This window comes from Maribacter zhoushanensis, assembly GCF_029350975.1.
Classification (GTDB): domain Bacteria; phylum Bacteroidota; class Bacteroidia; order Flavobacteriales; family Flavobacteriaceae; genus Maribacter; species Maribacter zhoushanensis.
Genome location: NZ_JARKMR010000003.1, coordinates 13,879 through 34,209 on the forward strand (window position 1 = coordinate 13,879; position 20,331 = coordinate 34,209).

20 protein-coding genes are annotated in these 20,331 nt (G+C 33.9%); 18 read left to right on the forward strand and 2 right to left on the reverse strand.

The features are described 5' to 3' along the window. Nucleotides 1–43: 43 nt before the first annotated feature. Nucleotides 44–1,084, reverse strand: coding sequence for a succinylglutamate desuccinylase/aspartoacylase family protein (locus tag PXD56_RS10500; protein WP_276493298.1), 1,041 nt, complete (start codon nucleotides 1,082–1,084; stop codon nucleotides 44–46). Nucleotides 1,085–1,275: 191 nt separating this feature from the next. Between PXD56_RS10500 and PXD56_RS10505 the strand changes: the two genes are divergently transcribed. The 17 genes from PXD56_RS10505 to PXD56_RS10585 all read left to right on the forward strand — a co-directional run bounded on the left by PXD56_RS10505 (nucleotide 1,276) and on the right by PXD56_RS10585 (nucleotide 17,984). Then, on the forward strand, nucleotides 1,276–1,815 hold the full coding sequence (locus PXD56_RS10505; RefSeq protein ID WP_276493299.1) for a sigma-70 family RNA polymerase sigma factor: 540 nt from the start codon (nucleotides 1,276–1,278) through the stop codon (nucleotides 1,813–1,815). 53 nt (nucleotides 1,816–1,868) lie between these two features. Beyond that, entirely contained in the window at nucleotides 1,869–2,756 is an 888-nt protein-coding gene (locus PXD56_RS10510) for a PhzF family phenazine biosynthesis protein (RefSeq protein WP_276493300.1), read from the forward strand. Between the two features lie 239 nt (nucleotides 2,757–2,995). Continuing rightward, complete coding sequence (locus PXD56_RS10515) at nucleotides 2,996–4,159, forward strand: imelysin family protein (RefSeq protein ID WP_276493301.1); 1,164 nt, start codon at nucleotides 2,996–2,998, stop codon at nucleotides 4,157–4,159. Between the two features lie 109 nt (nucleotides 4,160–4,268). Beyond that, nucleotides 4,269–5,663: a di-heme oxidoreductase family protein gene (locus tag PXD56_RS10520; protein WP_276493302.1), complete on the forward strand. Its 1,395-nt coding sequence runs from the start codon at nucleotides 4,269–4,271 to the stop codon at nucleotides 5,661–5,663. Between the two features lie 4 nt (nucleotides 5,664–5,667). Further along, nucleotides 5,668–6,765, forward strand: a complete 1,098-nt coding sequence (locus PXD56_RS10525) for an imelysin family protein (protein WP_276493303.1) — start codon at nucleotides 5,668–5,670, stop codon at nucleotides 6,763–6,765. Between the two features lie 466 nt (nucleotides 6,766–7,231). Beyond that, nucleotides 7,232–9,373 carry an AAA family ATPase gene (locus PXD56_RS10530; protein WP_276493304.1) on the forward strand — a complete coding sequence of 714 codons (2,142 nt, stop codon included), beginning with the start codon at nucleotides 7,232–7,234 and terminating at the stop codon, nucleotides 9,371–9,373. Beyond that, nucleotides 9,364–11,133, forward strand: a complete 1,770-nt coding sequence (locus PXD56_RS10535; RefSeq protein WP_276493305.1) for a UvrD-helicase domain-containing protein — start codon at nucleotides 9,364–9,366, stop codon at nucleotides 11,131–11,133. The genes PXD56_RS10530 and PXD56_RS10535 overlap by 10 nt, the downstream gene beginning before the upstream one ends. A gap of 190 nt (nucleotides 11,134–11,323) precedes the next feature. Further along, nucleotides 11,324–12,130, forward strand: a complete 807-nt coding sequence (locus PXD56_RS10540) for a hypothetical protein (protein ID WP_276493306.1) — start codon at nucleotides 11,324–11,326, stop codon at nucleotides 12,128–12,130. 134 nt (nucleotides 12,131–12,264) lie between these two features. After that, the gene (locus PXD56_RS10545; protein ID WP_276493307.1) at nucleotides 12,265–12,837 is read left to right on the forward strand and encodes a hypothetical protein; all 573 of its coding nucleotides are present in this window, start codon (nucleotides 12,265–12,267) and stop codon (nucleotides 12,835–12,837) included. Continuing rightward, nucleotides 12,837–13,454 (forward strand): hypothetical protein, encoded by a 618-nt coding sequence (locus tag PXD56_RS10550; protein WP_276493308.1) that lies wholly within the window; start codon nucleotides 12,837–12,839, stop codon nucleotides 13,452–13,454. Before PXD56_RS10545 ends, PXD56_RS10550 begins: the two co-directional genes overlap by 1 nt. A gap of 328 nt (nucleotides 13,455–13,782) precedes the next feature. Continuing rightward, a complete protein-coding gene (locus PXD56_RS10555; RefSeq protein ID WP_276493309.1) occupies nucleotides 13,783–14,073 on the forward strand; it encodes a hypothetical protein in 291 nt (96 codons plus the stop codon). Between the two features lie 533 nt (nucleotides 14,074–14,606). After that, complete coding sequence (locus tag PXD56_RS10560; RefSeq protein WP_276493310.1) at nucleotides 14,607–14,900, forward strand: Bor family protein; 294 nt, start codon at nucleotides 14,607–14,609, stop codon at nucleotides 14,898–14,900. A 59-nt stretch (nucleotides 14,901–14,959) separates the two neighbouring features. After that, a complete protein-coding gene (locus PXD56_RS10565; protein WP_276493311.1) occupies nucleotides 14,960–15,163 on the forward strand; it encodes a hypothetical protein in 204 nt (67 codons plus the stop codon). Between the two features lie 184 nt (nucleotides 15,164–15,347). Further along, on the forward strand, nucleotides 15,348–16,298 hold the full coding sequence (locus PXD56_RS10570; RefSeq protein WP_276493312.1) for an SDR family oxidoreductase: 951 nt from the start codon (nucleotides 15,348–15,350) through the stop codon (nucleotides 16,296–16,298). Nucleotides 16,299–16,306: 8 nt separating this feature from the next. Continuing rightward, nucleotides 16,307–16,837 (forward strand): hypothetical protein, encoded by a 531-nt coding sequence (locus PXD56_RS10575; RefSeq protein WP_338088454.1) that lies wholly within the window; start codon nucleotides 16,307–16,309, stop codon nucleotides 16,835–16,837. 1 nt (nucleotide 16,838) lies between these two features. Next, entirely contained in the window at nucleotides 16,839–17,750 is a 912-nt protein-coding gene (locus tag PXD56_RS10580) for a helix-turn-helix domain-containing protein (RefSeq protein ID WP_276493313.1), read from the forward strand. A gap of 24 nt (nucleotides 17,751–17,774) precedes the next feature. Beyond that, the gene (locus PXD56_RS10585; protein WP_276493314.1) at nucleotides 17,775–17,984 is read left to right on the forward strand and encodes a hypothetical protein; all 210 of its coding nucleotides are present in this window, start codon (nucleotides 17,775–17,777) and stop codon (nucleotides 17,982–17,984) included. A gap of 177 nt (nucleotides 17,985–18,161) precedes the next feature. Here the strand turns inward: PXD56_RS10585 and PXD56_RS10590 are convergent, their stop codons facing one another. Continuing rightward, nucleotides 18,162–19,502 (reverse strand): sugar porter family MFS transporter, encoded by a 1,341-nt coding sequence (locus PXD56_RS10590; RefSeq protein ID WP_276493315.1) that lies wholly within the window; start codon nucleotides 19,500–19,502, stop codon nucleotides 18,162–18,164. Nucleotides 19,503–19,618: 116 nt separating this feature from the next. Here PXD56_RS10590 and PXD56_RS10595 point away from each other — a divergent pair, with 116 nt between their 5' ends. After that, on the forward strand, nucleotides 19,619–20,329 hold the full coding sequence (locus tag PXD56_RS10595) for an SDR family oxidoreductase (protein ID WP_276493316.1): 711 nt from the start codon (nucleotides 19,619–19,621) through the stop codon (nucleotides 20,327–20,329). Nucleotides 20,330–20,331 lie beyond the last annotated feature (2 nt).

A 20,331-nucleotide genomic window follows, 5' to 3' on the forward strand; every position in this document is an offset into this window, starting at 1 on the left:
TTAACAAATAGGAATGTTCTAGTTTTTAGGTTACAATATCATTCTACAAACTAGAACTAATACAAAACAACGTATCATCTACGTTCACTGGTGGAGTAGATATTTTGTACAGAATAATACCAGATGCGTGTGTTGTGTACTCATTTAGTTTCTCACCAAATTCATTGGTAATATAACCTACAACATCACCTTTTTTAACGGCATAACCAGCTTTATGGTCGCTATAGAAAAGTCCTGTTTCGGTAGCACTTATGTACGTTGGGTTGTTTAGCTGAATAAGATTGGCATGCGGAGCAGTTCCTTTATCGTACATATCCATATTGTTCAACATGTTATATACGCCGTTTTTTATAAAGCTTACGGCATCTTTCTGAACATTGCCCAATTTTCCACTTTCAAAGCTCAAGGCTATTTTACCATCTTGTGAGGCTTGTTTAAAAACATACTTTGCGGGTTCATTGTCTTTTAAGGTAAAAGGGTATGAAACAATGTACTCAAATCCACTAATTTCAGTTAGTTCCCTAGCTTTTTTAGTTTGTTCAGGGTAGTTTTGGTTGTCGTAGAATAGCGCAAACGGAATAAGGTCTTCATTAACACCACCTCCATGAATATCTAAAAAAACATCACTTACAGGTATTATGGTATTTGTAATAAAATCTGCTATTTTCTGGGTGACACTACCAGAGGATTTACCTGGAAAAGCACCGTTAAGATTCACCCGGTCATACGGATTAACGATAGAAGTTCTTGAAAAGAAAGAACTGGTGTTTGCAATAGGTATGATGATTAAAGTACCATTTAAGCTATCCATATTTATTTCTCTCAAAAGCTCTTGAACCCCTACAATAGGTGGGTATTCAAACCCGTGAACTCCCGCTACTACTGTAAAAACAGGCCCCTCATTCTTACCTTTTAATATAGAAATAGGTAAAAAGACTTTATTATTTCTAGAATCTTGAAATTCTATACGAATGTTGTCTTTTGATGGTCTTGTCGCATTTGAAAATACTTGGTTAAAGTTGTTTTGAGCTAATGCGGTAGAAAGCGAGAAAAATATGAAAAGGGAAGAAAGAAGTTTTGACATGATAAGATATTTTAGTTCTGATTTGTATGGTATGACTAAGGTATTAAAAACGTAGTAGCTAGTAAAACTTTCCACAGAGCACAATTAAGGCATACAAACAGATAAAACTTTTTACTTAATACTATTTTGCAGCCAACAATCAACTAAATCCCTAACTTGCAGGTGCTTCATTAAGCAAATCGTTTACAATTATGATAAATAATGAAATCAATACCATTTGGTTAGACCTTAATGAGGAATTGTATCATTTTATTCTAGGTAAAGTAAAAGATGAGCAACAGGCAAAAGATCTTCATCAAGATGTGTTCTTAAAGATACAGACCAAAATTCATCAACTGCAGCACACGTCTAAACTGACATCTTGGGTATATCAGATTACGCGAAATACGATTATAGACTATTTTAGAAAGCAACAAAATCCTACTGTTGATGTGGTAGATTTTGATATGCCAGAGAAAGAAGCCCATGATTTTGATTATTCTAAATTGACCAATTGCATCAATCAGAAAATAGGTGAGTTATCTGCCCAACATAAAGAAGCTATTGTCTTGACTACATTTCAAGAATATTCTCAAAAAGAGCTGGCAAAGCATTTGAACATATCGTATTCGGGCACAAAATCAAGAGTTCAAAAAGCTAGGGAAATTTTAAAAGTTCAGTTGCTTTCTTGCCCCAATGTAGCCTCTGACCCATCAGGTAAATTACTTGATTTTGAAAATAATGAAGAATAGCTACGTCTTTTTCTAGTGTAGCACGTCTATCTATTATAAACCTTAATTAAGTTATGATGGATAATCAAAAACAAGTTACCGTACAAATACTAAATGCTTTTACTGAAAATGATAAAGGCGGCAACCCTGCAGGTGTTGTATTGAATGCCGATGCTTTATCGCATGAAAATAAATTAACCATTGCCCAGAAAGTAGGACTTTCAGAAACCGCGTTTATATCGCAATCTAAGACGGCAGATTATAAATTAGATTTCTACACACCCACCAAGCAAATAGCACATTGTGGGCACGCCACCGTTGCCGCTTTCTCCTATTTAAAACAATTGGGATTATTAAAGTCTAATTCTTCTTCTAAAGAGACCATAGACGGAAATAGAAAAATAGAAATACAAGACGATTTAGCATTTATGGAGCAAACGGCTCCCTCGTATATAGATGTATCAGAGAAAAAGAATGCTATTTTGAATTCCTTAGGATTGAGCAAAAAAGACCTTTTGCCCAATGCACCAATGCAAGTGGTCAATACAGGAAATTCCTTTCTGTTGATTCCCGTGAAAGATGCAAAGACCTTAGAAGATATTTCGCCAGATTTTGATGACATAGAGAGTATCAGTGAGGCATATGATTTAATAGGGTATTATATATTCACCACTGATACCACAGCAGAGATTGACGCCACTGCCAGAATGTTTGCACCACGTTATGGCATCCTTGAAGAAGCAGGTACAGGAATGGCCGCAGGTCCGTTAGCAAGTTATTTGTTTCATGTGTTGCAGTTAAAGAAAACCACGTTTAAAATTCAGCAAGGCAAATACATGAGTCCGCCATCTTCAAGTGTTATTGAAGTACAATTGCAAGTGAAAAATGAGCATATAACCGGATTAATGGCTGGTGGTAAAGGGGTAGTAGCAGCGCAGGTTGAAATTGATTTTACTGAATAATGGTGAAATGGTGAAGACAACTATTGTCATTTTGAACGTCGTCCTAATGCTACTGTGCTAATACTTAACTTTTTAGTTTACCATTAATGATTCAGTATTGTTAAAGGCTGAAAACTTGAAGATTCAAGTTTAAATGTTAAACTTGTTATGTTTATTTAGAATAAGTAAAAATAATTTGTGTGTGTCTAGGTGATGAATTAGATTTGACCTCTATTTAAAATAAATCTAAATAAAATATAATGAAAAGAGTTATTCTGGCGGTAGGTATTATCGGTCTAACATTAGTAGGTTGTTCATCAGATGATGATTCAGCAGCAGAAGTTGTAATAGACAATTCTACCGAGGCATCAGCGGTAATAGAAAATTATGCAGACTTGGTATTGGCTAATTATCAAGCTGCTTTAGTAGACGCAGAAGCTATGAATGTAGCTATACAAACTTTTGTTACAACACCAACAGAAGAAAATTTTGAGGCAGCCAAAGAAGCTTGGTTGACTTCTAGAGAAAGCTATGGTCCTTCAGAGGCGTTTCGTTTTGCAAACGGACCTATAGATACGGGAGATACTGAAGAAATTGAAGGATATTTAAACTCTTGGCCTTTAGATGAGGCGTATATTGATTATGTAGAAGGTGATGAAACTGCAGGAATTGTAAATAATGCGGAAGATTTTCCAATAATATCCAAAGAAATTTTAACTGGTGAGAACGGTAATGGTGGTGAAGAAAATGTTGCTATTGGTTACCATGCAATTGAATTTTTACTTTGGGGTCAAGATTTAACGGCACCTTCTGAAAATTTAGCTGGGCAAAGAGTATATACTGATTTTGTAGATGGTGGTACTGCTGCTAACCAAGATCGTAGAAGAGATTATTTAGCGGTAGTTGCTGATTTGTTGACAGATCATTTACAAGTTGTAATTGAGGAGTGGACAGGTGATTACAGATCAACTTTTCTGGCTTTAGACGAAGATGAAGCGTTGGATAATATGATCAGCAGTATTGCAGAGCTATCAAGAAGCGAATTAGCTATTGAGCGTATGGCCGTAGCATTACAAAACCAAGACCAAGAAGATGAGCATTCTTGTTTCAGTGATAATACAGACAGGGATATTAGGTTGAACTTGGCAGGTATCGTAAATGTATATACCGGAGCATATGGTAATGTTAGCGGTAGTTCTATACAAGACTTGGTAGAAGAAGCAGATGCTGATTTAGCTTCAGAGTTAGATGCTTTGTTGGCTACAGCGGTTGCAGATGTAGATGCAACATTGGATCCTTTTGATTTGGCGATCGTTGATGGCGAATCTAGTGTAGAAGGAGCAAAAGTACAAACAGCCGTACAGGCATTGGTTGCTTTTGGCGATAAGCTTTTAGAAGCTAAAGTTGCTTTGGATATCGATTAAATATAAAGTAATGCACTTCTTGTATAATGGATTGTGTTAAGCGGTCCTGTTTAACGGAATAGTAAATTAAAACTGGATTTTTTAAAATCCAGTTTTGTTGTTATATAAAATGAACAGAATTTCAATAACGTTTTTATGTCTGCTGCTTATTATTGTTGCCTCTTGTGGTAAAGATGAGGTAATTATTCCCTTAATGGCAGAGGAAGGAGAAGAACTATCCGGTGGTTCTACATCATCAAGTAATTTTTCTGCAGAAGCCTTTGGTTTTGCTTCCCCAGATCTTACGTTCGATGAACGTGTAACCTTTGGGGTGGGCAATTCTCTTTTTAATCAAAGTTGGGTAACCGCACCGGCATCTACAACCGCAAGAGATGGTCTAGGTCCTTTTTTCAATGCAAGAAATTGTTCTGGGTGCCATTTTAAAGATGGTAGAGGGCGTCCTCCAGAGTATGATGGTGAGTTTTCAACCGGTCTTTTGCTACGCTTGGGTATTTTACAAACTAATGAAAACGGCGAAAATATTGGTGATCCCATATATGGTACTCAATTTCAAGACAATTCTATTTTAAGCGTTGATAAAGAAGGTACGATCATTGTTACCTATACTCCTTTAGTAGAAACCTATGCAGATGGTACCGAGGTAGCTTTGCAAATGCCAGAATATTCATTTACTGGTCTAAGTTATGGTGGTTTAAGTGCCTTAACAAGAATATCGCCCAGAGTAGCCAATCAAATGATTGGTTTGGGGCTGTTAGATGCTATACCAGAAGCAACCTTATTAAGTTATGCCGACCCTAATGATACCGATAACGATGGTATTTCGGGGAAAACCAATCAAGTCTACGATGTTGAAACGGGAACTAAGGTGATAGGTCGTTTTGGTTGGAAAGCCAATCAACCTAATATAAAACAACAAGTAGCGGCTGCATTTTCTGGAGACTTGGGTATAACGTCATCACTTTTTCCTAATGAAAACTGTCCCGATCCTTTAGATTGTAATGATTATCCCAACGGGGGCACACCAGAAATACCGGATGATAACTTAGAAAACGTCACTTTTTACGCGGCTTCGCTATCGGTGCCTGAAAGAAGAGATGTTGACGATCAAGATGTTTTAGAAGGTAAAGAGTTGTTCGTAAGCATAGACTGTGCTAAATGCCACATACCAAAACTAGAGACCGGTGTATATGAAATAGAGGCATTGGCAAACCAGACCATTCGCCCTTATACAGATTTATTGTTGCATGATATGGGAGATGGGCTAGCTGACGGTCTACCCGATTTTGATGCAAACGGTAATGAATGGAGAACACCGCCATTGTGGGGTATAGGATTAATAGAAACAGTAAACGGTCATACCAATCTATTGCATGATGGTAGGGCCAGAAATATAGAAGAGGCCATAGTATGGCACGGTGGTGAAGCTTTGGCTTCAAAAGATAAATTCAAGGAACTTTCTGCAGAAGAAAGAAATAAAATTATTCAGTTTTTAAATACACTTTAAGAAGATGAAAAAGACAATAGTATGTATAGCATTGGTAGCGTTCGCATTCTCATGCGGTAATGACGATAGTGTAACTAATGAAGAGCCCCAATCGTTACCTGTTGAAGAAGGGCGTAGCCAGCAAATATCAGATGTATATGATTATCAGATTAAGGTAAATCAAGCAGCACATGTGGCGGTTTTAAACAATTTGGTAACACAAAGTTTGGTCTTTGAGGAAACAGCTACTGAAACTGAGCTATTAGCTTTACAAGATGCTTGGAAAACAGCTTTTTTAAATTGGAAAAGTAATGAGGTATTTAACCTAGGTGCCATTCAGAGTTCATTTATACATACTAGAATCAATCAATGGCCAACCAATTACGAGGCATTGGAAGAAAATATTGCAAGCGAAGAAACGCTGAACAATGATTTTGTATCTAGTGTAGGGGCAAATACTAAAGGGTACAGTGCCATTGAATATTTGTTATTTCATGAAACCAATGCTGTAATACTTACCGAATTAACAACAGGTGAAAATGCCGAAAGGCGCATGCAGTACTTATTGGCACTGATAGAAAATTTAGCGGAACAAGCAGAATTTTTACAAACGTTTTGGGAAGGTGTAGAACCTAGTTTTAAGAGTAATTTAGAGACCGGTGTCAATGGAAGTCAAAACCAAGTGGTCAATGCAATTATTGCCTCATTAGAGGCTATGAAGGGTACTAAAATAGAAGAAGCGCTAAATGCCGAAACTGATGGCGAAACTTATTTTGAGGCATATAGGAGCAGAACCAGTAAAGAAGCCTTGATTGTTAACCTAAATACGTTGTACAAAAGCTATTTGGGTGCATATGAAGCCCAAACAGGTTTTGGTCTAGATGATTATTTAATAGAGGTATTGAACAGGCCAGATTTAGACATTGCGTTGCAAGAAGCTTTTGTAGTTGCTATGAGCGATTTAGAGGCTATTGACGGAGCAATTGAAGATACTTTGGTGACAGATGTTGCGGCACTTGAGACCCTTAGAACAGATTTACAAACAATTATTGGTTTGTTTAAGACAGATTTTTCAAGCGCGGCCAATATAGTGGTTACCTTTAACGATACAGATGGAGATTAAATAGTACAGGTAAATAAGTTAAGGCTTGTTACATCATAAGTACAGCAATTATAATTAAGGTTAAAAGCAACTTTTCATTACTAAGTTCTTTTAACCTTGTTTGTTTTTAATTTAACCCACTTCATAATTACGATTTCAAAATTGAATGTTGTTTCTGAATTTCCTACTTTATAAATAGCTGATTCATGTACCAAATAAGATGGATGATGTAGTTCTCAGTTACCGTTTTTAAATACCGTGATTACCCTATTTCCTTATTACATTTTAGGTAGCATTTTGAGTTTTTAATATCATATCTCGTAATGTTTCCTTCTCTTTTTACGGTTATCCGTAATGCTACATTGAAGAAAAATACTACCTTTCTAGTCGGTTTTAAAACACTACTTCCCCTGCCGTTTTAAAGTTTTAGTATTCAACATGTTGTTGTGTTCAATTCAAAAAAATATTATTAAAACTAAAATAGTAAATGTATTTATCTAAAATTTATATAAATAATTTCAGAAACTTTAAGAACAAAGAAATTGAATTTAATGATGGTGTAAATGTAATAATTGGACACAATAATGCTGGAAAAACTAATTTAGTTAAAGCTTTATCATTAGTAGTGGATAACGATAGACCAAAACGATTGAATATAGATGACTTTAATAAGAATGTAACTTTAGACGAGCTTAAAAAAAATCCGCCTAAGATTAGTATATCTGTTACTATAACTAAAGGCGAAGAAGAAACTTCTGATGATTTAGTAACAATCTCTAATTGGTTAACAAAACTAGATAATTCATATGAGGCTTTATTAACTTATGAGTTTTTTTTACCTGAAAAACAAAGAGAAAAATATATAAAAGCGTTATCCTCAATAACAGATAAAACACCTATCGGAATTAACAAAGCTTGGAAATTAATAAAACATGAATTTATAAGATTTTATGGATATAAAATTTGGGGTGGAGAAATATTAAATCAAGCCACGGCTGATTCAGAATCATTACAAAAATTTGATTTTCAATTTTTAGACGCTATTCGTGATGTAGAGAGAGATATGTTAACAGGTCGTAATACTCTTTTAAGAGAAGTCTTTGATTTCTTTATAGATTACGAAATTAAAATTGATGAACGAAAGACTCGAGAAGTAAAACATGCTGAAATTAAAGCAAAAAAAGAATTATTTTCAGAACAAGCAGATGTTCTAATAAAAAACTTGGGGGATAGAATAGAGAACGGAAAACAAGAAATTCTTTCATATGCCAATAAAACAGGTGCATCTTTCTATAACGCAACTCCTACTTTTGAAGGGAGTATCTCCGAAAATGAAATGTATTCGGTATTAAAACTTATTGTAGAATATAAATCAGGTATTAAGATTCCTGCAACTCATAATGGATTAGGTTATAATAATTTAATTTTTATGTCTTTACTACTTGCAAAGATGCAGGTTAATGCAGATGTTGACTATTTAGATAGTAATGCAAAGGTATTTACAACTCTTGCTATTGAAGAGCCTGAAGCGCACCTTCACCCTGCAATGCAGTATAAGTTTCTTAAATTTTTAAATGAAAATAAAAAAGAAAAAAAAGTACGTCAAATATTTGTAACTACTCATTCGACACATATTACTTCAGCAGTTTCCTTAGATGAAATTATTTGTCTTCATAATGAAAATGGAGAAACATCTATAGGTTACCCTAATAAAGTATTTCCTGTAGACAAGAATAAAAAATATGTTCAACGTTTTTTGGATGCAACAAAATCCGATATGCTTTTTGCTCCAAAAATTATTTTTGTTGAAGGATTAGCAGAGCAATTATTAATGTCTCTTTTTGCTAAATACTATAATATACAATCAGAAAAAGAATTCAATTTAAAACAAGAAACAGAACCAACAGATGAAATATATTCTTCTAAAACTATAGAAGATAACCATATCGCTATTATAAATGTAAACGGAAGATATTTTGAGCATTTCCTGTATTTATTTGATAAAAATCAACCAAATACCATTCATAAAAAAATTGCTTGTTTAACAGACAAAGACCCAACTTCAAAATTAAAAACAGAATCTAAGTATCGTAAATGCTATCCATTTGAATACTTGCAAGATTTAACTTTGAATGACTATAAAGATAACTCAACTGATAATATCACAAAATATCAAACTCACCCTAATATTCGATTTTTTAGTCAAGATCCAAATCAAGGAAAAACATTTGAATATGACCTTGTACTTTTTAATCCAAGTCTGAAATTACTGATAACGGAATCTATGAGTAATACTACTCAAATAGAAAGTTTAATGAACCTATATAAGGATAACACAAAAGGGGTCTCAGATTTTTTAGAAATACTTACTTATGGTTCTGACACAAATCCTAACAAACAAAACATTGCAATTAGAGATGGTATAAATAGTTCTAATTGGACAAATGATGATGATAAAAAGAAAGCCATTATCGCATCAAGATATTTAATTTCCATAGGAAAAGGTGAAAATGCTTTAGAATTAGCATATATATTAGAAGATAATTTAAATAAATTCGGCACAGCTGAATATATCGAATTTACAGTTCCAACTTATATTAAAGAAACAATAAATTGGATATGTCAATAACTACTATAAACTCTGATTACAAAATAACTGATATTGACAATAATTTCAAGGTTTCGGCTGGTCCTGGTGCAGGTAAAACTTATTGGTTGGTAAACCATATTAAGAATATATTACATAATTCAGATAAGCTATCAATAACAAGAAGAGTAGCGTGTATCACATATACAAATACTGCTGTTGAAACTATTTATAAGCGTTTAGGTACTTCATCTGCACAAGTAGAAGTATCTACAATACACAGTTTTTTATATCAGCATATAGTGAAGCCATATGTTTCATTTATTGCTGAGGAATATAATATAGATATCAGTAAGGTTGATGGTCATGATGAAATAAAAACAAGTTTTAAAAAAGTTAGTAATTGGATAGAAGATCACCCAAATTCTTCAACCTTAAGACACCCTTTCACTTTTAATCAATTAACTAGATTACAAAACAATAAAACAGCATTAATTAATTGGTTTAATTCTATTGCTTATAATTATAATCCAACAAACAATGATATTGACATTAGTCTTGTTCGTTCTGAGGCTTACTATATAGAAGGTAATGACAGAAGGTATTTAAATAGAATTTGTTTAAACGCTTTAGAGCATAATCTAATTGAATACAAGAAGCAATATTGGAATGAAGGTAAGGTTTCACATGATGATGTATTATTTTTTAGTTTCCAACTACTAAAAAAGTTCCCATTTATATCTGATGTATTACTAGCTAAGTTTCCATATTTAATAATTGATGAATTTCAAGATAGTAATCCAATTCAATTAGAAATTTTCAAAATATTAGGTTTAAGTGGAATAAAAACTGGTGTTATTGGAGACCCTATACAATCTATCTATGGATTTCAAGGTGCAAATCACACTCAGTTTAATTCTTTTACACTACCTAATCTAAGAGAGTATACTCTTAACGAAAACAGAAGGAGTAGTAATGAAATAATAGATGTTCTCAATTCGATTAGAACAGATATAAGCCAAGTAAAATATAGGAATGTTACAATCGAAAAACCTATCATTTATATAGGAGATATGACTATTGCTTTACAAAGAGCAAAAGAAAAGTGTGCATTGGAAAATGTTCAAACTCTGTCAAGGAGCAACTTTCTTTCCAACGCCTTGAAAACTGAGATAAATGGTGTTGGCTTAGATAGTAAACTTTTAGAAAAACTGTTAATAAAGGATTCTAATAGGGATAGAAAATACTTAATACACTCTTGTATAAAATCAATAGCTTATGCTAGAGAGAACAAATTTAAAGATGCTATTAAAGAATTAGAAAAACTCTTTAGCTATAAGGTTGATAAAATAAGAGGGAAACGTAAATCCTTAAAATATATTTCAATATTATTAAATGCATATGATGAATATAAATCTGCTTCTTTAATACAGTTTTCTGAATTTGTTAGATTAAACGTTGATTCAAATATGACGAAAGTTAGCAGAGGTGCCGTCAAGTTGTTTTATGAAAATCAAACCTTCAATCAATTATCACTTTGTGTTTCAATACCTGAAGATTTAAGTTTACACAAAACAATTCATAAATCAAAAGGTGACGAATTTAATAATGTTCTACTAGTTCTAAAAAAAGAAAGTGACATTAACTTTTTAATTACCCCAGATTTAGAAAATTTAGAAGAGCAAAGAATTAATTATGTAGCTGTGAGTAGAGCAGCAAATAAACTTTTTATATCTGTACCAACATTAAATGTGGTAAAACAACAAGCATTAAATCATTTGTTTGATATTAATAACGTTTAAAAAACTACATATAAAAAAGAACTAAGCTATAAAAAAATCAAATTCTCCCTTAATCTGAAACAATATTATTCTAGGCTCATAGCTTCTAAAATCACATATTTTTGAGCTTTTTTCGTTTGCTCAATTAAGTACTTTATCAAACAACTATTTACAATCAAAACCGTTATAACCAATCAACTTAAACTACAAAATGGGATTAGATTTAATAACGCAAAGAGATTGTGAAGTAAAAGAAATTGTACCTCAAGAAGAACTTTTAAATCAAATTAAAGACCGCAATAGAGGTTTTGCAGTTTTAAATATGATTATTGAAAGTGGTAAAACCAGAGAAGAAGCACTAGAAACTTCATTTACACAGACCTTAGTGACACCAGAAGGAAATAAAAATGTAAGTGTAAAAGTTTCTGATTTAATTGAAAAGACCAACCATTTAGAACAGTTAGGGAAGAAGTGCGAAAATTGCCCTATTTCACAAAATACAGCATTTGGTTGTGTTGGATATGTCTCTTATCCAATTTCACAAAAATGTGAAAAATGGCTTGCAACAATTGCCGAAGAATCAAATAAAAAAGGGTTACCGTATTCTACAACAATAGTTTTTATTGAAGATCAAAATGTAAGCGGACAACGATTTGGCGAAATGCGTAATCACGGGCAAACATTCTTTGAAAGTTCAAAACCAACAGAAATTGTTTTAAGCAAAAGTCTCTTTAAAAAGAAAACAATAGACACAAATAAACTACTAGAAGTAACTGTATTAAATGGGCTAATGCAAACCACTCATATCAACTACTTATTAATGTTATTTGGTGGTATTGTTTCGGATCACGTGGAACCAAAAGACAGATATTCTAAATTCAACAATGAAGACAAAAAGTATGTTTATCTAGACTTGAATTTACCAAAAGACAGTGACAAAAGTATTCTGGAATTCTATAATTATTTTCAGCATCTATTTATAGCATTAATGAACGGGCACGATGTATTTATGGATTGAGAACTTTACTTGTTAAGCAAAGTTTATATCTCAAATAAATACTTTAAACTGTTTAATACGGGGTTTTCTATAAAGCCGTATGTATTCCTATCACAGAATATATACTACTCAACCTTATTTCTTATTTTTAGATAATGAAAGAAGGCTTAATAAAAGATACTTATGAACTAATAATAAAAGAAATACAGACTGTTATTACGGTTTGTTATCTAGTGGCTGTTGGTATAGGTATGATTTTTAATTATAAAAAGTATGCTGAGTTTGGCATTAATATTTTTGATTACGGTGACGTTTTTGATTTTTTAATAGCTCCATTTGCAGATGTTTACATCATTCTTTTTGCAGCGGCATCTACACTGTTTATTTCCATACTATTTTACCTTGATTATGTTTGGTTAAAGAGATGGCCTAAATCATATTCAAAAATGAATTTAGGGCGCGATAAAAAGAAGTGGTTTAAACAATACAGAATTACAGTAATAGCGATAAGTTTTATTATATACTTGTTTTTATCTGCTGGTTTTTACGGTAAATACACGAAGAAAAAAATAACCAATCAAAGAGATATTACCATTACTATGGTAGATAATGAAATGAAGAAGGGTAAGCTCATTGGCAAGACCAAGGATATTGTTTTCTTATTAAATGATGACGGTGTTTTTGCAATACCCCTTACTTCTGTGGTAAAACAGATAAAAATAAAGTAATGGGCATTTTCGGCATGTCTAAAAAAGGGAGTGATAAGTCCCGTGTATTAAACACGGACAATGGCATTTTAGGTCCCACATTTCTTGAAGGTTTTACGGAGCATATAAAAAACCCTAAAGAATTACACTCGCATGAATGGCGAAGAAAACTGGGCAGTTCTTCAGGCCACAGTAAATTTAAAATTAAATACTACGGAGAACTTCACGAAAATTATAATAACCTTATTGTAGAAACTAATTTTGCACCAGCTTTGATAGTTGCTGTTCATGTAGTGTCTGGTGAAGAAATACTTTTATTTGACGGTTGTAAACACGGCTATAATGCCATGTTTTGCGATACTTTTACAAAAGAGCAAATTACGAATAGACCAATAACAAATCATTATAAGGACAGCAAAGCAAATGATATTTTTGAAATAACCATTTCTACTTATAACGGTATTGACTATGAAGATGAGTTTAGAGAAGAGGTAGATGAGAATGGGCTGTTAGAACTTATAGACGGTACTAAAATAGATTTTGAAAGTGTAAAACGTAATGGCTATGATTCATTACAAATTTGGGCAACAAATGATAACGGAGAAATCATAGAATTAGTATCTGAAGAATTGGCTTAAATATGTTCTTTTAGTAATTCATTGTTATTTATTTTTTGATCAATTTCTCTAGCGTATCAGAATGGTTTAAATGTTAAAATCACACAAAAATTTTTATGCCGTTCATCGATTATTGTAATGCGTTCAGCGTCAATAATTAAGATAATTTGTAAGAAAAAATTAATAAATCCTACCTTTTTTTGTAGGAAAGTATCATTAAAATATAATATATTTACCATCCAATCAGAAGTTTCGAATAGTTTTGTTCCCCCACAAAAGTTTATGAAATTCTATGTAAAGTACTTCTTGGGCAAGACTCAAAGTAGGTAATTATATAAGTATTAAAGGAATGAAAAATTCATTGAAAATTGCAGCGATTGCTTTTTCTTTATCAATTTTATTTACATTTTATTATTCTTACACTAGCATTGTTGATCAAGATGCTCAAGCTAACATCGAGCATTTTGATGGTAGCCTTAATACCGTGCAAAGTATAGCTGTTGCAGGTGTTTCCAATGTTTCGGCTAACGGTACTATTGGTAATGAAGACCTAAAGGCGGCAACGAAACAAACTTTCTTCAACGGCTTAATTTCCGCAATTACTTTAAAATATTTATCTGCTGCAGATAAAGACATTTAATCCCTTGTAAACAGCGTATCTAACTTGCTAAAACTTTTCGCACTCTAAGGGTTGAAATTGGAGCTGTTCATTGTATTTTAAAACCGTTTTCATTTTTGTAGGAAAAATATGAGTACGTACAAAACAACAACTTGTTTAGCAATTGAAATCTGGTATTCTAATGATTTACTTTTCAAGAGCCACAAAAGAATTTAAACATAATATATAGGTCTTAGAATGGTGGGTATAATAAAGCGCTTAGCTAATTTTGTTTTCAAAAGAATATAGCGTAATTCAATTTGTAAGGGTATTAATTAAATTATTCTTCAACGTATTAAGCATCAAATATTTAGTCTCTTAAAGTTCAAATTGTTTAAAAACTTACGTTACATTGTAAGAATCTATCCACGTGAATTTCCTAACTTTCGGCATTATATAAGTAGTTGCAAATAGTTTTGTTCCCCCAATAAAATTTATGAAATACTATGTAAATACTTCATTATCAAGGCTCAAAATGAGTAATTATATAAATGTTTAATTTAATTTTTAAAGGAATGAAAAATTCAATGAAAATGATGGCAATAGCTTTTGCTTCATCAATTTTATTAACTTCTTGTTATTCTTACACAAGTGTTGTAGGTAGTGGCGCACAAGGTAACAGTCAAAAAACAGAGTGGAACCATTACGTAGTTTACGGTTTGGCTCCTGTAGGTGTTTCTGATTCTAAGGCTATGGCCGGTGGTGCAGAAAACTATACGGTTACTACAAAACAAACATTTGTTAATGGTTTGGTATCTGCTCTTACTTTTGGTATTTATACACCAACTACAACTACAGTTACTAAATAATTATATTACAAAAATGGAGGTTGCTTTTTAGCAACTTCCATTTTATGATTTTATATATCATGAAGAAAATTATCTTTTACATTGCTGCAATTATCGCCTTCTTTATGCTGATCAATATTGCAAGTATTCTAATATCTGATTTTAGTAGGCTAACCGACTATGGTTTTGGCTATTTGGCAGGTAAGGTGATATTGTTTTTCATTTTTACCGCTGTTGCTATATTTTTGCGAAAAGAGGTGATTCGCCCTAAAGAGATTTCTTAGAAAATAATCTATTCCCAATTTTTATTATTTATTGAAGTAGCTAGAATTTTCTTTTAGTTACTATCTCCCTAATACCCTAATATCCACCAAAAAGTACACAACATTCGAAAATGTGTGTAAGTCCTAACGGCATCTTGGCACATACCTTTGTCCTATTCTTTTAGACATTTAAAAAATAGGCGATATGAGTACAACACAATTTGGTAAAAAAGGGTGGACCCCTGATAGAATCAAAAGCCTTAAAGGCAAAACATATATAATTACCGGAACAACCAGTGGTACTGGTTTTGAGGCGGCAAGAATACTGCTGAAAAAAGGGGCTAAAGTGGTAATGCTGAACCGTAACCCTAAAAAGGTTGCCGATACGTTGACAACCTTAAAGCAAGAACTTGGCAATGCCATACCGGTAAGCAATATAGAAATGGACTTGGCATCATTGGCATCGGTTAGGAAAGCTGCGGAAGAAGTACTGAGAACCGTGCCACAAATAGATGCCCTTATGTGCAATGCCGCCATTGCGCAAGTACCCAAACAAACATTTACGGAAGATGGTTTTGAAAGTCAGTTAGGGGTAAACCACTACGGTAATTTCTTATTGCAGGCTTTACTGTACCCGCGTATAGAAGAATCAAAAGGGCGTATAGTGACAGTGGGCAGTATGGGTTATAATCTAGGTATTAAGACCATACAGTTCAATGATATGAACTGGGACAAGAATTATAACCCCAACGCGGTATATAGCCAAAGTAAGCTGGCACAGATTATGACTGTTTATGAATTACAGGATAAACTGAAAGCAGCGGGAAAAACTGGTGTAAAATCTTATGCCTGCCACCCTGGAGCTTCTTCAACATCATTGATCAAGACCAGCGGTAGCTTGTTGACAAGATTTATTTGGCAGATCATGAAATTAACACCCATGGTACAATCTGCAGAGAAAGGGGCATACCCAGAATTGATGTGTGCCATCGAGCCAGATTTGGATCAAACCGCATTTTATGGACCAACAGGTAAAAACTATTGGACAGGTCCGGTTGGGGAATGTAAACTAGAACCACACGCAAAAGACAAGCCGGTTATGGAAAAGCTTTGGGAGCTTTCGGAAAAGGAAACAGGTGTAACGTGGAATTTGTAAATTAGTAAATGACCAAAATTATAGATATGGATATTTTAAAAGAAGCTACAAATTGGGCAAAGGCAGAGTTGTTTTCAACTCCGTTCTTCATGCTGTTCGGTTTAGCATTTTTAGTGGCAAGCTTAGGGTTTTGGCAATTGGGCAAAACAGATATCGCCAGAGCGTATATAATTCCTACATTGGTAGCGGGCAGTTTACTTTTGATAATTGGGTTGGGATTGTTCTTTACCAATAAATCAAGAATTCCCCAATTTGAAAAAGCCTACAAAACAGATGCACCGGCGTTTGTAGCATCAGAATTGGAGCGTGCCGAAGCTACCTTAAAAGAATATGATACTATTGTATTTAAGGCGATACCCATCATAATTATAGCTTGTGCCATAGTACTGCTATTTGTAAGTACACCGGTTTGGAGAGCTAGTATGATTACTACCATAGCCATGCTGACGGTTATTTTATTGGTAGATGGTACCGCCCATGCCAGAATAGATGGGTATAATAAACAATTACAATTTGCAGCTAAAGAAATGAACAAGTAGTATGCAGCATTTTAAAACATTATCATCCTATATAGCGTATTTGGAACTACCTGGTCCGGAACACCCTATGTTGAGTGTATTTTCGGCAACGGGAGATGGTTTTTTACCATGCCCCAAAGAAAGTTCGCCGCCCATTACCAACGATTGTTATACCATTAGTTTTAAGAAGTTTGTACAGGGTGATTTAAACTACGGTCGAACTAAGTACGATTTCAATAACGGAGCGCTATTTTTTATAGCGCCAAGGCAAGTATTGCAATGGAACGAGGCAGCGGTATTTGAGCAAAAAGGTTTTTCGATCAGCTTTCACGAGGACTTTTTAAAAGGAACGGAGTTGGCGCATCAAATCAAAAAATATGGTTTCTTTTCCTACTCGGTCAATGAAGCATTGCACCTTTCACCAAAAGAAGAAAAGCAGATAGAATCCATTGTCGAGAATATTGAGGTTGAATATCAAAATAACCAAGACGAGTTCAGTAAGGACATTATTATTTCTCAATTGAGCACCTTGTTGAAATACGCCAATCGCTTTTATGAGCGACAATTTTTGAACAGAAAAGAACTTTCTACAAGTTTGTTAGAACGGTTTAATACGCAGTTGTTGAAGTACGTAGAATCTGGTCAGCTACAGGAAAATGGAATACCTAGCATAGAACAGATTGCTGATAAAATGGCAATTTCGCAACGTTATCTAAGCGACACCTTAAAAAAGGAGACCGGTAAGACCACCACGGAAAATTTGCAATTGTTGTTAATAGATGAAGCTAAGAATATGTTGCTGCATCCCAGTAAAAGTATTGCTGAGGTAGCATATGAATTAGGTTTTGAATATCCACACTATTTTTCAAGGTTGTTCAAAAAGAAAGAAGGTATTAGCCCAACGGCTTATCGTGAGAAGTTTAGTGTGAACTAGTAATAAATTTTCTAATTTAGAAAAATGAAAAAGCTTAATACAGTTCAGATTATTGCCATAGTTGTAAGTGTTGCAGGTGCAATCATGGTCATACTTAACGCTACTATTGAAGACATTACATATAAGGAAGTATTAGCTTTTGATCAGCTGGTTTTTTGGTCAGGTATTTTGTTATGGGGTTTTGGTGGTATGCTTGCCCATAAAAGAAAATCAAAAACAATAGAGGAGGATTAAATAAGCCAGTTTCAATACCGGTTATTATAAAAATTTAAAGGCATTAGTGCTAATTCTTTACAGATATTGGTCATAATTCATATTAAAGAATAATGAATGTTTTAAATCAAATACAAAGCCCTCACTAAATTTATAATGAGGGCTTTTTAATTAATTTATGTCTAACAGGATGCTGTTTTATTCTTTCACCAACTCCTTGCTCAGTTCCTCTAAAGAAACCCCTTTGGTTTCTGGCATTTTGGTTATAGCCCATATAAGTTGCAATACCATCATGCCACAGAAAAAGTAATAGATATACCATACCTGGTCTTTCAATACACCTTGTGCAGAATCTAAGAAAAACGGAGTGATCAGTGTTATAATCGCTGCAAATACCCAATGTACACTAACACCCCAAGATTGCCCGTATGCACGAACGCTATTAGGGAATATTTCTGAGATAAATACCCAAATAACCGCACCTTGCCCAATGGCATGAGAAGCAACAAAAGTACAGATGAAGGTAATGGTAAGTGTAGATCCTAAATTCATTTGAAAACAAAGACCCACCATAATTAAACTAATAATGTAACCTATAGATCCAATAATGATCAATTGTCTTCTACCTAATTTATCCAATAAACGTATACCAATAAAGGTGAATACAAGGTTAACGATACCAATGGCAATAGAATTAAATAAAGATTCTTTACCACCTAACCCGGCCTGTTCTAAAATTTCTGGTGCATAGTACAGCACAAAATTAATACCTGATAATTGATTGAAAAATGCAATAAAGAAAGCCAGCCAAAGCACCTTTGAGTATTTCTTTTGAAACAGTTTTTCGCTTTTGGTGGTATGTTGCAAATCGGTCTTTATTTCAGCTAAATGTTGAGAAGCCTTTTCTTTAGGGTATATAATCTCTAATATTTTCAATGAAGCTTCATCGTCTTTTTTATGTAAGGCCAACCATCTTGGACTTTCTGGTACGGTCAATACCATTACCGTGTATATCAACGCGGGTATGGCTTCAACACCCAACATCCAACGCCAATCGTTAGCACCATCAAAACCTTTTAATAACCAGTTAGAAACAAAGGCGATTAAAATACCGAATACCAACCAAAACTGATAGAGTCCGCCAAGCTTACCACGATTCTCTTTAGATGTAATTTCAGAAATATAAATAGGAGCGGCAACAGATGAAATACCAACACCAACACCGCCAATGAAACGAAATACGGAAAAGGAATATGGGTCTTGCGCCAAGGCAGATCCCAAGGCAGAAACCAAGAATAAGATACCTACCCAAAGTAAGGTCTTTTTACGTCCTAAATTTTTGGTAGGAATTCCACCAAAAAGAGATCCTACAACTGTTCCCCAAAGTGCCATACTCATTATAAAGGTACCGTGAAATAGGGGTGAGGTGTTCCACAACTGTTTTATGGGTTCGTTAGCGCCACTGATAACAACGGTGTCAAATCCGAATAAAAATCCTGCAAGCGCTACGGTTATAGACCAAACGATAATTCTGTTCATTGTTGAGTATTAAGTTGTAGTTAAATATAATGAATGAAATCCGTTAATTCTTAATCTAAAAGAACAATAAAAAAAATAGAGATTTGCTACCTTGTGGTATAATTAAAAATTGAACCATGAAAGATTTAAAAAATAAAGTAGCCTATATAACAGGAGGCACCAAGGGTATTGGATTTGCTGTTGCACAAACATTGTTAAAACAAGGCATGAGAGTTGCCGTTAGTGGTCGATCTCAAGAGAGCGTAGATCAGGCGCTAAAAGATTTTGATAACGAAGCGGTTTTAGGTATTGTTTCTGATGTTGGCAAGATAGCGGATGAAAAGAGTGCAGTAACTAAAATTATGGAGAAATGGGGTCAGGTAGATGTGGTTTTAGCAAATGCCGGAGTTGGTAATTTTGCGCCCATAGATGAGATGACAGATGATGAATGGCATCAAATGATAAATACTAACCTAAATGGAGCTTTCCATACATTGAAGGCATCTGTTGAAGAGTTGAAAAAGTCAAAAGGATATTACATAACATTGGCAAGTTTGGCAGGTACCAATTTCTTTGCAAAAGGAGCTGGGTACAACGCTTCTAAATTTGGAGTAGTTGGCTTTACGCAAGCGGCAATGCTAGATTTAAGACAGTATGATATTAAAGTATCTACTATTATGCCGGGATCTGTGTCCACACATTTTAATAACAACGAACCAGATGAAAAAGATGCATGGAAAATTCAACCAGAAGATATTGGTGAATTGGTATTGGATCTTTTACAAATGAACGAAAGAACCTTACCTAGTAAAATAGAGGTAAGGCCTACAAGACCGGACAAGAAATAGTA